This is a genomic window from Spiroplasma ixodetis, from assembly GCF_059729505.1.
Genome location: NZ_AP038353.1, coordinates 732670 through 747887, shown reverse-complemented (window position 1 = coordinate 747887; position 15218 = coordinate 732670). Strand labels below are relative to the sequence as shown.

The following is a 15218-nucleotide window of genomic DNA, read 5'->3' as shown; positions in this document are numbered from 1 at the left end:
GAGATTTGAAAAATGACATTAAATATTATAAAAGATGAAAAAAATGGTCTTGGAAAATGACATGTTACAATTGATGCTAAACCTTGAAAAGATCAATTAGCAAAAGCTGAAAATAAATTGATTGCACAAGTAGAAATTCCTGGATTTCGTAAAGGAAAAGTTCCTACTAAAATGGCTAAAAAATATGTAACTGAAGAACAAACTTTACAAACAGCAACAAAAGCAGTTATTACTATTGCTTATGATTTTGCCTTAAAACAAAAACCTAACTTAATGCCTACTAATCAACCCGAAGTTAATGTGGAAAAATCTACTATTAAAGAGTGTGAAATAATGTTTTTATTTGATTTACCAGCAGAAATTACTATTGGTAAATATCGTGGTATTGATATAGTAAAACCTGTAGCAACTGTTAATCAAGAAGAAATTGATACTCAAATTAAACTATTACAAGATCGTTTTGCTATTTTTAATCCAAAAGAAAAAGGAAAATTAGAAAAAGGTGATACTGCAGTTTTTAATTTTACTGGTTTTTTAGAAGGTAAAAAATTCCCTGGCGGTGAAGCTAAAAACATGGAATTAGAAATTGGTTCTGGTAAATTTATTCCTGGTTTTGAAGAAGGAATGATAGGTATGGAATCTAAATCTAAAAAAACTATTGAAGTAACTTTCCCAGAAGATTATCATGTTCCAAATTTAAAAGGTCAATTAGTACAATTTGAAATTGAATTAAACGAAATAAAAACAAAAGTTATTAATGAAGATTTAGAAGAGTTAGTAAAAGATGTTAACATTCCGGATGTTACTATTACTGAACAATTATTAGAAAATATTAAAAAACAAATTGAAGTACAAAAAACAATGACAATTAAGGAACAATTTATGGAAGAACTTATTGCTAAAATTGTTAAAGATTCAAAAATAATAATTCCAAATTTTGCTGTTAAAAATGAAACTGAACGTTTAAAAAATGAATTTAAAAAACAATTAGCTAATCAAAACTTTACAATTGAAAACTATATGGCAGCAACCGGTTTATCTCATGAAGAAATTATTAATGAAATAAAAAAGGATGCAATTATGCAACTTCAGAATTTTTTAGTTATTGAAGAAATTATTAAACAAGAAAAAATAGAAATTACCGAAGAAGAAGTTCAAAAACAATTAACAACATTTGCCGACCAATTTAAAATAAGCATTGAAGAAGTTAAAGCAAATATTAAAGATTTAAGTTTAGTGATTACTACCCTAAAACGTAATAAAGCCTTTGATTTATTATGAGAAAGTAACGGTAAAAACCAAAATCAAACAACAATTTCTTAATTAATTTAATTTGATAATTATTATATAACCTAATTACCAATTTAATAATTAGGTTATTTTATCGTTTATTTTTTTTCAAAAAGTAAAAATTATAAAAAAAATAAATGTAATAAAATATTACTAGTATAAATTAAATATGAATTAATAAGTGCTGCTGTAATAGTATAGTATAAATCAAAAAGGAAATTATCTCCACATGTACTAGTGTGGAGGAAAAAATGAATTGAAATTAATTCAATAGCATATTTCAAAATGAAAACGATTGTTTGAAATATATAGCGAAGTTGAAAGTAATGAAATGTATCAGGTGTGCTTCTTCTAGTTTGAATGTTTCTGATTTGAGAAGAATAAGATGTTTGAAATGTCATCAAACATTTATTCTTCTTCATTACACCATTTTTCACAAGTCACAAACACCTTTGACATCTTGGTTTTATCTTATCTTTAGATGAATAAACACAAAGCATGGTATACTATCAACAGATGTTGCAAGGGAATTGGGTGTGACATATAAAACAGCTTGAAGAATGGGTCATGAAATCAGAACTAGAATTTGGAATCAAGATGCAGAGTTCATTGATGATGGCACAGCACAGATGGATGAAATGTATATTTCACATGTAGGTTTTAAAAAAAAAGGAAGATCCTTGTTGAATAAAACCTTGATTGTTAAAGTTTATGAGAAAACCAGCAACAAACTAATTGTGAAAGTATTGAAAAAAGCAGATGAGAAAAACCTTTTATGATTTGCATTGAAACACATTTCTACTGGGTGTTGTCTATTTACGGATTCTTGGAAGGGATATGGAAGTTTCAAAAACTTCTATCACAAACATGAAATCGTAAATCATGAAGTTGGGTATGTGTCATCAACAGGTGTAAACACAAACCAGATTGAATCTGCATGAAAACACATCCGACGAACTTTTCGAACACACATAAAAGTTTCAAAACACAATATTAATTTATATGCAAAAGAAGCTGCATATAAATTCAATAAGATAGCTAGTTTTGAAACTGTAATGCTATGTTTGATTTAGATACATGTGGGGATAATTTCCTAGATAGGCTTTTATCTCCGTTTATGTGATAAAATTTAAAAATAGTACATAAAGGGATAAAAGCCATCAAAAATTAGATATTTTAGCAATTAAGTATTGCAAGTGCTAATGTTTTATATTATAATCCAGTTAATACATTATTTGAGGTGAGACAATGAAGATAAAAAATATTACTAATATTCCAGTACTAGTAACAAGAGGAAGTTTTGTTTTCCCAACAGTTGAAATAGAACTAGAAGTTGGCAGACATAAATCAGTAGCGGCAATTAATGAATCGGTAGTTAAGTTTAATTCAGAAATTATTTTAGTTTCGCAAAAGGATCCAAAAGTAGATAATCCTCAATTAAGTGAAGTCTACAATCATGGTACTTTGTGTAAAGTGCAAATTCAAAAAAGTCATAATGATGGTACACTTACCGTATCTTTTTATGGACAACAAAGAGTTAAAGTTTCTAAGTTTTATGATGATAAATTTTATACAGGAGATGCTGAAACTTTAGTTAGTCCTAATGTTTCAAAATCATTAGAAGAAAAGTTGATCCAAAGAATTGTAAATAATTTACAACAGATTTTAGATGTTCATGGTTCAATTCCACAAGGTGTAATTAGTCAAATCACCGATGGAATGAAAGTTAGTGAAATTATTGATAAAATGTCTCAATTTTTACCATTTTTAACTATCAATAAACGCCAAGAAATTTTACAAGAAATTGATATTAATAAACGTTTAGATTTATTATTGAAAGATATTGGTGGTCAAAAACAAGTTGGTGCCATTGAAAAGGATTTAACAGCTAAAATTAAAGATCGTATTGATGAACAACAACGTGAATATTATTTACGAGAAAGATTGCGTGCTATTAAAGAAGAATTAGGAGAAATTGATGGTAAGTCTAATGAAATGAAACGTTATTTAGAACGTTTAGAAACAGAAGAGTTTCCTGAAGCAATCAAAACTCGTGTTAAAGAAGAAATTAGTCGTTATGAAGATATGCCACAAGCTTCAAGTGAATCAAATATAATTCGTACATACATTGATTGAATGATGACTTTACCTTGATTTCAAAAAAGTGAAGAAAAATTTGATTTAATTAATGCAAAAAAAATTCTTGATAAATATCACTATGGTTTAGAAAAAGTTAAAGAAAGAATTATTGAATATCTTGCTGTTAAAAAAATGGCTAAGGCAATGCCAGGGCAAATTATTTGTTTAGTTGGTCCTCCTGGTGTTGGTAAGACTTCTTTAGCTAAATCAATTGCTGAAGCAATGGGGCGTACTTTCGTTAAAGTTTCACTTGGTGGAGTTAAAGATGAATCTGAAATTCGTGGTCATCGTAAAACTTATATTGGTGCGATGCCAGGAAGAATTATCCAAGGTATGAAACGTGCTAAAGTTATTAATCCATTATTTTTATTAGATGAAATTGATAAAATGTCATCTGATTATCGTGGTGATCCAGCTAGTGCTATGTTAGAAGTATTAGATCCTGAACAAAATGCTAATTTTTCAGATCATTATATTGAAGAAAATTATGATTTATCACAAGTTATGTTTCTAGCAACAGCTAATTATATGGAAGGTATCCCTGAACCATTAAAAGATCGAATGGAAATTATTATGCTTTCTTCATATACAGAATTAGAAAAAATTGAAATTGCAAAAAAATATTTAATTCCTCGTGTTATTGAAATTACTGGTTTAAATAATAAAATGTTAAAATTTAAACCAAATTCAATTGAAGAAATAATTAAATATTATACAAGAGAATCAGGTGTTCGACAATTAGAAAGATTATTAAATAAAATTGCTCGTAAATTTATTGTTAAACTTTTGAATAAAAAAATTAGTACTGAAGAAATTGTTGCTGATAATGTTAAAGATTATTTAGGAAAACAAATTTTCGATTATACTAAAAAAGAAAATGAATCACAAATTGGAGTGGTAACTGGTCTTGCTTATACTCAATATGGTGGTGATATCTTACCAATTGAAGTAAACTACTTTAAAGGAAAAGGTAATTTAGTATTAACTGGTAAATTAGGTGAAGTTATGAAAGAATCTGCTACTATTGCTTTAGATTATATTAAAGCAAATGCTATTACTTTCAATATTCCTGATACTTTCTTTGCAGAACATGATATTCATATCCATGTTCCTGAAGGAGCAGTGCCAAAGGATGGTCCAAGTGCTGGTATTACTTTAACAACTGCAATTATTTCTGCTCTGACAACTAGACCTGTATCAAAAGATATTGGTATGACAGGTGAAATTACACTTCGTGGTCATGTATTACCAATTGGTGGATTAAAAGAAAAATCAATTTCTGCCCATCGTAGTGGACTAAAAACAGTTTTAATTCCAAAAGCTAATATAAAAGACTTAGAAGATATTCCAGAAGAAGTAAAGAAAAAAATAAATATTGTTTCAGTTGAATTTTATTCTGAAGTATATGATTTTATTTTTAATAAACATAAATCAAAAATTCACTCACCTATTAATAATATTAAACCAACTTCAAGTATTATTGATGAAGGTTAAAATCTAATTAAATTATTAATAACTATAACTTTAAAAAAGTAAATACTTGTTTTTAGTATTTACTTTTTTTATATAAAATTTTTTTATATTTGTGATAAATTTTATTTGCTTTAATTTGTTACAGAAAAATTAATTTCCGAATTTACACTTTTAATTATATTTTTTTTGTTAATTCGTAATATTAGTTCATTTATTTTTACTAAATTTTGTTGTTTAATTTCTTTGATTTTTGTTAAAATAGTTATTTTTGTTTCTATTTTTTTATTTCAATTAAATAATCCAATAGTAAGTATTTTCATTAGGTTTTTATCTCTTTATGTACTATTTTTAAATTTTATCACATAAATGGAGATAAAAGCCTTATTTTTTCACAATAACTTCTTATTTTTAAGAAGTGAATATATTTTATTTTTTTTAAAATAAATTTCAAATAAAAATAGAACAAATTTTAATTTAAACTAAAAATCATAAAAAAATATTTTGAATGTTATAATAGTAGTAAATATGGATTAATTTGCATATATTATATAAAGCAGGAGTGGCATTGTCTGATAAATAACATATAACCTGATCTAGTTAGTACTAGCTGAGGGAGACTTTATTTTTTATATTTTAAAAAATGATAACTCCTTTTTGTTATGTAAGATAAATTAAAGGAGTTATCATTTTATTATGTTTAAAGAACAACTATTAACAACTATCAATTATAATAAAATTAAAAGCAAACTGGGGGTAGGAATGTTAATTAAAGCATCAGCCATTTTTAGTTTAATTACTCTTTTAACATTAACAGTTATTATTAGTATTTTACCTGCTAGTAGTATTAATCACTTTTTTAAAGTTACTACTATTATTGGTTGACAATTTTATAGTAGTAAAATTTATTTAATATTAATTCTTTGTTTATTATTAATTTTATCGATTTTATTATCTGTTATTACATGAACAGTTAAAATAGAAGATATGCATAAAAATATTGTTATTATTACATTACTATCAATTTTTAGTATCAATCCCATTGCATTAATTTTTAATTTAATTAAACATTATCAATGACAAAAAGAAGAACCTTTTGCCATTTTAAAAACAAGATGATGAACTAATTTTAAATTTGCATTTGGTATTAAACGATGATTAGTTATTGATTATACAATTATTGGTTTATTTACTGGTGTAACTATTGCTTGTGCTTTTATGGACCAAAATTTATTACCAAAAATGCCATACGGCGGCGGTATTGCTATTAAATATATACCTTTAATGGTTATTAGTTATATTATTGGCTTTGCAGGTGGATGATTAACGGGTATGATTAGTGCTTTAATGTCATTATTATTTATTGGTGGTGGTTATGTTATTAATGCTTGAAGTTATTTATTAGATTATTTTTTGCCAATGACAACGCCTGCTATTATTTCATTATTACGTTTTAATTTAAAAGATGATAAATCAATTTTTACTTATATTAATTATTTTTTACATTGTTTTTTAGTTTGTTTAATTATTTATTTTTGACAAACAATAGCAGGATATTTTATTTGATCACAAATTACTAATGATGACGGAAGTAAAAATATTTGATCAGGATTTAATCCTCTTTTTTACTCATTAGTTTACAATTTTATTCATATTTTTTTGTTTACTTATCCAATTATGCAGTTAACAATACCTTTTATTTATCGTGGTTTAGTTAGTCATTATGTAGAAAGATATCGTTAGAATAGTAATTGTAATTACTATTTCTTTTTTAAATAGCATTATAATATTAATTGATAGAAAGAGTGATTATAATGAAAAATGATGAAATAATCAAAGAAGATATTATTATTATGGATGGTAATATTAAATTAATGAATAAAGCATTAAATGAGAAAAAGGTTGTATTAGTAGCAATTGAATTAGGAAAACATGCTCAACATACAATTGATATTGGTTGATCTGAACATTTTCAAGCATATGCTAAATTTAAAGTACAACTACTACTGGTACTTGTTTTTGTAAAAAACCAGCAACTCATTTAGTTTATTTTTGACGATAATAAGATAATATAATTTTTAAATAATTTAATTAACTACTAGATGAGAATTAAAAATAAATTCTTTATCTAATTGATTTTGATATTCTGGATTTGTTATTAATTTTTTTTATTTTTGGTTTATAATAAGTAAAATAAATAATAGTAGCAATTATAATAAATACTCAAAACATTAAAAACTTAATCGCAATTGCAATTAATATGATTCCTTTGTTGCTTACTAAATCATGAATCATATTATAATTAAAAATAATGAATTGACTAATTAAAAATAATAAACAGATAATAAACATAATTCATTCAATAACTTTTATTTTTATTTTTTTATAATAACCCATAACACAAGTTGCTGCTATAACAAAAAGATAAACAAAGATTGTTATATTAGTTGTAAATCCCAACATTTTGTTATAATTAAAACTAATTCCAATTAAATCCGGAATTATTAGCATAATAATACAAACCATAATTGTAATTATAAAATTAATAGTATTACCATACATTGCAATATTTTCTTTATTTAATTTTGCTATTTTTTCACTAATGTATCCTTCTTTGGATAATGGTTGTAGCATAGCTCCAGAATATAGTGCTATTTGTATTACACCATTTAATTTAATTGATAAAGTACAAATAACTAGTAAAATGATACAGGTTGTACCAGCAATGCCAGCAATAACATTATTTGGGTTATAATTATTACCACCATTTGCTCATCCGTTATTACCATTAGGTCCCTGTGAACTGATGGTACCAATAATTAAAATTGTAATCATTAAATAAAAAATAGTTGTCAAAAATAAGACAATAATTGTTCCCCTACCTAAATTTTATTAGGATTTTTAACATTTTTTCCAATAACAGTAAAGGTCTCAAAACCAAAGAAAAAGTAGAAAAAATTACTAAAAGCATTATTAAAAATATTAATTGTAAAATGAAGATGTTTAGTACCAACAAATGCTTGTTGATAAACTATAGTGCCGTTTTTGATTACCAGAATAATGGAACAAATAATCAAAAAACAAGTTGACAGTCATTTAATGATTCCTGAAATATTAACAAATCAACGAAAACCTCTTAATCCAAAATAGATACAACTTGTAACCAAACAATAAACTGTAATTCCTAAACTATCAATAAATAAATTAGATCATCTATCAGGTAATCAAGAAAAAAATGATAATTGGTTTAAGTTAATTCTAAACATTGAAATAATACCACCAATAACAGTATGGTAAAATGATATATTGCATAAAGCAAATTATTCATCCTCAAAAACGACCAAAAGTTGCTCTAACATAAATATATGCTCCAACCATTATTACCAGCATAAACTTTACTACATTTTAAAAAAAGCACATGCACTAATACTAGCCATTATAGCGCCTAAAATCATAATTCAGATTAGATGTAATCCAACTCCGCCATTATTTCAATAATATATTCCTATAAAAGACATAGGAAAAACTATTGTGCAAGTATAATTAAATCCAAAGTCACACCAGTTCTTCTAAGCCTATTTTTTGCTGCTTTGTTTTTTGTTTTAAAGACTTATTTAAAACTTTTTGTGTGTTCATAGAATCCTCCTTTGAATTTATTTAATATTAACGATAATTATATAGTATATTTTATTTGAAATACAATAAAAAATATTTCTTTTTTGTAGAAAATAAATATTAGCAAATAGTTTAATAACATTGATTTATAATTAACAAAATATTTAAAATATAATTTAATCAATAAGTAAACATTGCAACTTGTTAAATGATTATGATATTATGGTTTTATGATTACTTTACCTGAACATATTAAAGGAGAAAAAAATGAGTTATAATCACCAACAAATAGAAAAAAAATGACAGCAGTATTGATTAAAAAATGAAACTTTTAAAACAAACATTGATGATAATAAAAAACCAAAATCATATATTCTTGATATGTTCCCTTATCCTTCAGGATCAGGTTTACATGTTGGCCATCCTAAAGGTTATTGTGCTACTGATGTTATTTCTCGAGTTAAAATAATGAATGGTTTTAATGTTTTGCATCCAATTGGTTGAGATTCTTTTGGTTTACCAACTGAGCAATATGCCTTAAATACAGGTAATAATCCAGAGACATTTACTAAACAAAACATTAATAATTTTCGTAAACAATTACAAAGTATTGGTCTAAGTTTTGATTATAATAAAGAAGTTAATACTACAGATCATCAATATTATAAGTGAACACAATGAATTTTCATTAAACTTTATGAACAAGGGTTAGCTGAAATTAAAGATGTTGAAGTTAATTTTTGTGAACAATTAGGAACTGTTTTAGCTAATGAAGAAATAATTAACATTAATGGTCATATGGTTTCTGAACGTGGTAATTTACCAGTTATTAAAAAACCAATGCGTCAGTGGGTTTTAAAAATTACTAAGTATGCTGAAAAATTATTAAAAGGATTAGATGATTTAGACTGACCAAATAGTGTTAAGGAATTACAACGTAATTGAATTGGTAAAAGTGTTGGAACACTAGTTGATTTTATAGTTGAAAATAATAAATGTAAGGTTTCTATTTTTACTTCAAGGGTTGATACTATTTTTGGTGTTTCATTTTTAGTACTTGCTCCTGAACATCCATTAATTCATGATTTAACAACTAGTGAATATTCGCAAGCAGTTACTCAATACTGTTTAGATGCTAAAACTAAAACAGATTTAATGCGTCAAGGAGATGATACTTTAAAATCTGGTGTTTTTACTGGAAGTTATGCTATTCACCCTTTTACTAAAAGTAAATTACCAATTTGAGTTGGTGATTATGTTTTAAATCATTATGGGACGGGAGCAATTATGTGTGTTCCTGCACATGATAGTCGTGATTTTATTTTTGCTAAAAATAAAAATTTACCAATCAATTTTATTATGAAAACTAATAATAAAAATGAACCATTTTTGGGTACTAGTGAATATATTAACTCTGATTTTATTAATGGTAAGGATTTAGAAACAACTACTAATTTAATTGTTAAAAAATTACTAACTTTAAAACAAGGAAAAGTACATACTGCATATAAGTTACGAGATTGACTTTTTTCTCGTCAACGTTATTGAGGTGAACCTTTTCCGATAATTTATTGAGAAGATGGTACAATGTCAACAGTAGATGAACAACAATTACCAGTATTATTACCAAAAATGACTAATATTAAGCCATCTAATTCGGGGAATGCACCTTTAACTAATGCACCAAATTCCTGATTACATGTAACTAGAAAAGATGGTGTAAAAGGAAAAAGAGAAATTAATACAATGCCACAATGAGCAGGTAGTTGTTGATATTATTTAGCATATATTTTAAAAAATGATGATGGTACTTATTGTGATTTTAATAGTGCTATTGCGCAAAAACGTTTTAACTATTGATTACCGGTTGATTTATATATTGGCGGTCAAGAACACGCTGTTTTACATTTATTGTATGCTCGTTTCTGACATTTAGTACTATATGATTTAAAGTTAGTTAATGTTAAAGAGCCATTTTTAAAATTGGTAAATCAAGGTATGATTCTTGGTGAAAATAATGAAAAAATGTCTAAATCACGCGGTAATGTTGTTAATCCAGATGATATTATTAATGAGTATGGTGCTGACACTTTACGAATATATGAAATGTTTATGGGACCATTAACAGCGTCTTTACCGTGATTAAATAGTGGTTTAGTTGGTTGTTATAAGTTTTTAATGCGTATTTATCGTCTTGTTAATAAAGATGAGTATAAAATAAAAATTACTACTAAGAATGATAAATCATTAGATACGATTTATCATCAAACTGTAAAAAAAGTAACTAATGATATTAACAATTTAAATTTTAATACTGCTATTGCACAACTTATGATTTTTATCAATGCTTGTTATAAAGCACCAACTATTTATCAACAATATTTAGTTAATTTTTTAAAATTATTAAATCCATTTGCTCCACATATTGCCGAAGAATTATGATTTCAATTCGGTAATAAAGAAAGTATTAATAAAAGTCAGTTCCCAAGTTATGATGAAAAATTTTTGATTACTAGTGAAGTTACTATTGCTATTCAGATTAATGGTAAAACGAAAATAACTTTAGTAGTAAAAGAAAATTTAAATAATCAAGAATTTTTAAAAGTAGTTAATAATGAAGAAAAAGTAAAATATTGATTGCAAGATAAAACAATTATTAAGACAATTTGTATACCAAATAAGATTGTTAATTTTGTTGTTAAGTAAAGGAGGAATAATGAAAGTTGCTATTATTTTTGCAGCAGGAATTGGCAGTAGATTACAACCTATCTCAAATAATGTTCATAAATCGTTAATTAAATTTAAAGGTTTAACTTTAATCGAACGTATAATTAATCATTTAATTGAAATACATGATTTAAAAAAAATTATTGTCATTACTGGTCATTTAAAAGATGAATTTAATTTTCTTACTCATAAATATTCAAAATTAATCTTAATAAATAATCAACATTTCCTTGATTATAATAGTGGTTATGCTTTGACATTAGTATCATCATATTTTAATGGTCAAGATGATATTTTTATTATTTCTGGTGATATGATTAGTACAAAAAATATTTTTTTAAATAATTTTTCAACTAATATGATGGCCGCTATTAATCGTGATCATGATAATATCAAAGAAGATTGAAGTTATAAATTAAACAAGGATGGTAATATTATTGATATTATTAAAAGTAAAAAAAAGGATAGTTTCTTGGCAGGAGAATGAAGTTATATTACTAAAAAATGAGCAAAAGTTCTTGTTGTGGATTTAATAAATCCACAACAAGAACTTGTATTGCAAACAACAATGGTTGGTAAATATTTAATTAGTAATAGTATTAAACATAATTTTGAATTAAAACCTTATGTTTTATCATTTGATTGCCATTGGGATGTTGATAATATTATTGATTTAGAAAGAACTAATAAATATTTTAAATAATTTAAGTAGTTAATTTTTTTCCAGAAGTTATTGTTGAAACTACTGGAATTTCTTCACGATTACAACTATGTGCAACATTTTGGAATGGATTAGTAGTATTACCTTTTAATTTTAGTGCTACTGTTGTTGTTTCTACTACTGTTTCATTTTCTGGATCTAGTGCATCTACTTCTTTAAAACTAACTTGTCCATTACTATTTGTAGAAACATTATTGTTTTGATTAACATTATCTTTATTTTTAATAATATTAACTGACTGATTTAGTTTAGGCTTTTTAGTTCGATTATTAAATAGTGAAACTAAAAGTTTTTTTAATCATATGTATGGAAAAAAAGAAATATAAGCGACATCTTTTGCAAATTTTACAATTCAATTTCTACTAATACCACCAGAAGAAGTATTTGCTTTTTCTTTTTTATCTTTTTCACCTTGTAATTTCTCAAAAATTTCTTTATTTGGTTGTTGCTGTTGTTGTGCTGACATAATTTTTCACATCCTTTTTTATTTAAAAATAATTAGGTTTTACTTATATAATAAAAAAGAATAAGTCGAACCTAATGGTCTTTAATAATTTAGTTTATTATGATGTTAGTATAACATATTTTCAATTTTTAAGCACAATAATTAAAAAAATAACATTCTTACTTTTGAGTTAATAAATCATAATTTTATTTAAAAATATTTATTTTATCTTTTAATTTTTATTAAAATTTTATACTGTATTTTGGATATTTTTAAAAATAAATATTTGAAAGAAAGGGAGAAAAAATATTATGAATGATAAAGAAAAAGCAGCAAAATTATTATATGATGCAGACAAGAAAGTAGAAAACTTGATTTATTACTTGCAAAAGCTAAGAAACAAGAAGAGACATTAAAAAAAATTGAAGAAGAAAAACAAATAAACAAACATAAATCAAGAAATCCGAAAATTTAAATATCATTATTTAATTTTAGATAAAAACTCATGCAATAAAATTACAATTTTATATATTTTTAATATAGTTCTAAATTTATTATTTTATTTTAAAAATAAATATATTGAAATTAAAGGTTATTTAGAAAAATTAAATAACATTTATAAATTTAAAAAATATCCATAAATTAAAATAATTAAAATCTTAGTTATTATGTTTAATAATACTTACTGACAATAGATATTTTTCATAAATTAATATTTATTAATTTATGGGGAGCATTAATTTAATAGATAGATTTAGAAATAACAAAGAACGATATAACTATCGTTCTTTGTTTGTTAAAGATTAAAACTTAATAAACTGTCGTAGAAGTCTAATAGTGAGTACAAAATGTAAATACTTCTATATCAGAATAAAAGCGTGCATTTAAGATGTAAATAGAATTGTTAAGTGAATTTAATTGAGATTGATTTGTACAAGCGAGAAGGAAGCAATTAACCGACAACCCCTGTTTTATCTATATTTTAAGTCACTACACAGTAAAGGAAAAGGGGATTTATATATAAATAAATACCTCATTAATAATATTATAACACAATAACAAAAATAAAGAAAAATAAAAAATGAAAATATTTACAGTTAATCAAGAATCAATTAATAAAGGAATAATAAATCAATATTTTGGATTTGATATTGTAACTACAGAATTAGTAGCAGAAGTTATTAAAAGAACTAATGTTATTAATATTGATGATATTATTTTTAAACTTGATAATCATATCAAAGGATTTTGTTTAAATGAATATGAGTAAATTAATTTTTAAAAAAGAAACTCATCAATATTTTTTAGAAGATAAAGAATTAATATCAGTTTCGAGAATTATTGATAATTATTTAGGTTTTGGTTATAGTCATATAGCACCATAAGTATTAAAAAAATGCTTCCAATCGTGGTAAATGAGTTCATAAATTAAATGAATTATATTTACAAAATATTAATCAAGAAAATATTATTAATAATTTATTAAAAAAATTAAAACCAGTAACTAATAATATAAATTATTCTTATTGTAAAAAATCACTTATGTTTTTAAAAGAAAAATTTAAAGATAAAAATAATTATGAATTTATTATAGAAAAACCTATTACTGATACTTTAGTTGCAGGAACACAAGATTTAGTTTATTTAGATAAAAAAGAAAATAAATATTATTTAGTTGATTATAAAAATTATGCTTGTATTGATGAAGATATATTAAAAAGAATTAAATTACAATTAACGGCTTATTATTTACTGATTAGAAAGTTGGGCATTGACATATCTAATAAAACTTATGTTTATTTAAATAATAAAAATACTCAACAAGAAATAGAAATTTAAATAACAAATGAATGATTAGAAGCAAAAATAAATTAGGAAATTATCCCCACATGTACTAGTGTCGAGGAAAAAATGAATTGAAATGAATTCAATAGCATATTTCAAAATGAAAACGATTGTTTGAAATATATAGCGAAGTTGAAAGTAATGAAATGTATCGGGTGTGCTTCTTCTAGTTTGAATGTTTCTGATTTGAGAAGAATAAGATGTTTGAAATGTCATCAAACATTTAGTATTCTTCATGACACCATTTTTCACAAGTCACAAACACCTTTGACATCTTGTTTTTATTTCATCTTTAGATGAATAAACACCAAACATGGAATTCCATCAACAGATGTTGCAAGGGAATTGGGTGTGACATATAAAACAGCTTGAAGAATGAGTCATGAAATCAGAACTAGAATTTGGAATCAAGATGCAGGGTTCATTGATGATGGCACAGCACAGATGGATGAAATGTATCTTTCACATGTAGGTTTTAAAAAACAAGGAAGATCCTTGTTTTTTAAAACCTTGATTTTTGGAGTTTATGATAAAACCAGCAACAAACTAATTGTGAAAGTATTGAAAAAAGCAGATGAGAAAAACTTTTTATGATTTGCATTGAAACACATTTCTACTGGGTGTTGTCTATTTACGGATTATTGGAAGGGATATGGAAGTTTCAAAAACTTCTATCACAAAAATGAAATCGTAAATCATGAAGTTGGGTATGTGTCATCAACAGGTGTAAACACAAACCAGATTGAATCTGCATGAAAACACATCCGACGAACTTTTCGAACACACATAAAAGTTTCAAAACACAATATTCATTTATATGCAAAAGAAGTTGCATATAAATTCAATAAGATACCTAGTTTTGAAACTATAATTTTGTGTTTGATTTAGATACATGTGGGGATAATTTCCTAGATAGGCTTTTATCTCCATTTATGTTATAAAATTTAAAAATAGTACATAAAGGGA

General features: G+C 24.8%; 16 protein-coding genes. 11 read left to right on the top strand and 5 right to left on the bottom strand.

Features of this window, described 5'->3' with window-relative positions:
• The first annotated feature begins 12 nt into the window (after window positions 1-12).
• Complete coding sequence (gene tig / locus AC6I4F_RS04905; protein ID WP_497872974.1) at window positions 13-1323, top strand: trigger factor; 1311 nt, start codon at window positions 13-15, stop codon at window positions 1321-1323.
• 266 nt (window positions 1324-1589) lie between these two features.
• Window positions 1590-2363, top strand: coding sequence for an IS1595 family transposase (locus AC6I4F_RS04900; RefSeq protein ID WP_497872973.1), 774 nt, complete (start codon window positions 1590-1592; stop codon window positions 2361-2363).
• Here the strand turns inward: AC6I4F_RS04900 and AC6I4F_RS04895 are convergent.
• Window positions 2329-2451, bottom strand: a complete 123-nt coding sequence (locus AC6I4F_RS04895) for a hypothetical protein (RefSeq protein WP_497872972.1) — start codon at window positions 2449-2451, stop codon at window positions 2329-2331. The two genes, AC6I4F_RS04900 and AC6I4F_RS04895, sit on opposite strands and share 35 nt — an antisense overlap.
• Window positions 2452-2538: 87 nt before the next feature.
• On the opposite strand from AC6I4F_RS04895, the gene lon reads away from it, so the two are divergent.
• Window positions 2539-4923: an endopeptidase La gene (gene lon, locus AC6I4F_RS04890; RefSeq protein ID WP_497872971.1), complete on the top strand. Its 2385-nt coding sequence runs from the start codon at window positions 2539-2541 to the stop codon at window positions 4921-4923.
• Between the two features lie 110 nt (window positions 4924-5033).
• Here lon and AC6I4F_RS04885 read toward each other — a convergent pair whose 3' ends face one another.
• A complete protein-coding gene (locus tag AC6I4F_RS04885; protein ID WP_497872970.1) occupies window positions 5034-5222 on the bottom strand; it encodes a hypothetical protein in 189 nt (62 codons plus the stop codon).
• Between the two features lie 373 nt (window positions 5223-5595).
• Here AC6I4F_RS04885 and AC6I4F_RS04880 point away from each other — a divergent pair, with 373 nt between their 5' ends.
• Window positions 5596-6642, top strand: coding sequence for an energy-coupled thiamine transporter ThiT (locus AC6I4F_RS04880; protein ID WP_497872969.1), 1047 nt, complete (start codon window positions 5596-5598; stop codon window positions 6640-6642).
• Window positions 6643-6713: 71 nt separating this feature from the next.
• Complete coding sequence (locus AC6I4F_RS04875; RefSeq protein ID WP_497872968.1) at window positions 6714-6944, top strand: hypothetical protein; 231 nt, start codon at window positions 6714-6716, stop codon at window positions 6942-6944.
• A 79-nt stretch (window positions 6945-7023) separates the two neighbouring features.
• Here AC6I4F_RS04875 and AC6I4F_RS04870 read toward each other — a convergent pair whose 3' ends face one another.
• Both AC6I4F_RS04870 and AC6I4F_RS04865 read right to left on the bottom strand, forming a co-directional pair.
• Window positions 7024-7734, bottom strand: a complete 711-nt coding sequence (locus AC6I4F_RS04870; protein ID WP_497872967.1) for a hypothetical protein — start codon at window positions 7732-7734, stop codon at window positions 7024-7026.
• A 47-nt stretch (window positions 7735-7781) separates the two neighbouring features.
• Window positions 7782-8165 carry a hypothetical protein gene (locus AC6I4F_RS04865; protein WP_497872966.1) on the bottom strand — a complete coding sequence of 128 codons (384 nt, stop codon included), beginning with the start codon at window positions 8163-8165 and terminating at the stop codon, window positions 7782-7784.
• 616 nt (window positions 8166-8781) lie between these two features.
• Between AC6I4F_RS04865 and leuS the strand changes: the two genes are divergently transcribed.
• Together leuS and AC6I4F_RS04855 are read left to right on the top strand one after the other, a co-directional pair.
• Window positions 8782-11220 (top strand): leucine--tRNA ligase, encoded by a 2439-nt coding sequence (gene leuS, locus AC6I4F_RS04860; protein ID WP_497872965.1) that lies wholly within the window; start codon window positions 8782-8784, stop codon window positions 11218-11220.
• Between the two features lie 10 nt (window positions 11221-11230).
• Window positions 11231-11944, top strand: a complete 714-nt coding sequence (locus AC6I4F_RS04855; RefSeq protein WP_497872964.1) for a sugar phosphate nucleotidyltransferase — start codon at window positions 11231-11233, stop codon at window positions 11942-11944.
• 1 nt (window position 11945) lies between these two features.
• Here AC6I4F_RS04855 and AC6I4F_RS04850 read toward each other — a convergent pair whose 3' ends face one another.
• A complete protein-coding gene (locus tag AC6I4F_RS04850; RefSeq protein ID WP_497872963.1) occupies window positions 11946-12428 on the bottom strand; it encodes a hypothetical protein in 483 nt (160 codons plus the stop codon).
• A gap of 1060 nt (window positions 12429-13488) precedes the next feature.
• On the opposite strand from AC6I4F_RS04850, the gene AC6I4F_RS04845 reads away from it, so the two are divergent.
• The 4 genes from AC6I4F_RS04845 to AC6I4F_RS04830 all read left to right on the top strand — a co-directional run bounded on the left by AC6I4F_RS04845 (window position 13489) and on the right by AC6I4F_RS04830 (window position 15140).
• Complete coding sequence (locus AC6I4F_RS04845; protein ID WP_497874631.1) at window positions 13489-13677, top strand: hypothetical protein; 189 nt, start codon at window positions 13489-13491, stop codon at window positions 13675-13677.
• A complete protein-coding gene (locus AC6I4F_RS04840; protein ID WP_497874630.1) occupies window positions 13670-13792 on the top strand; it encodes a hypothetical protein in 123 nt (40 codons plus the stop codon). Before AC6I4F_RS04845 ends, AC6I4F_RS04840 begins: the two co-directional genes overlap by 8 nt.
• Before the next feature lie 157 nt (window positions 13793-13949).
• Entirely contained in the window at window positions 13950-14246 is a 297-nt protein-coding gene (locus AC6I4F_RS04835) for a hypothetical protein (protein WP_497874629.1), read from the top strand.
• Between the two features lie 72 nt (window positions 14247-14318).
• Entirely contained in the window at window positions 14319-15140 is an 822-nt protein-coding gene (locus tag AC6I4F_RS04830) for an IS1595 family transposase (RefSeq protein ID WP_497874628.1), read from the top strand.
• The last annotated feature ends 78 nt before the right edge of the window (window positions 15141-15218 follow it).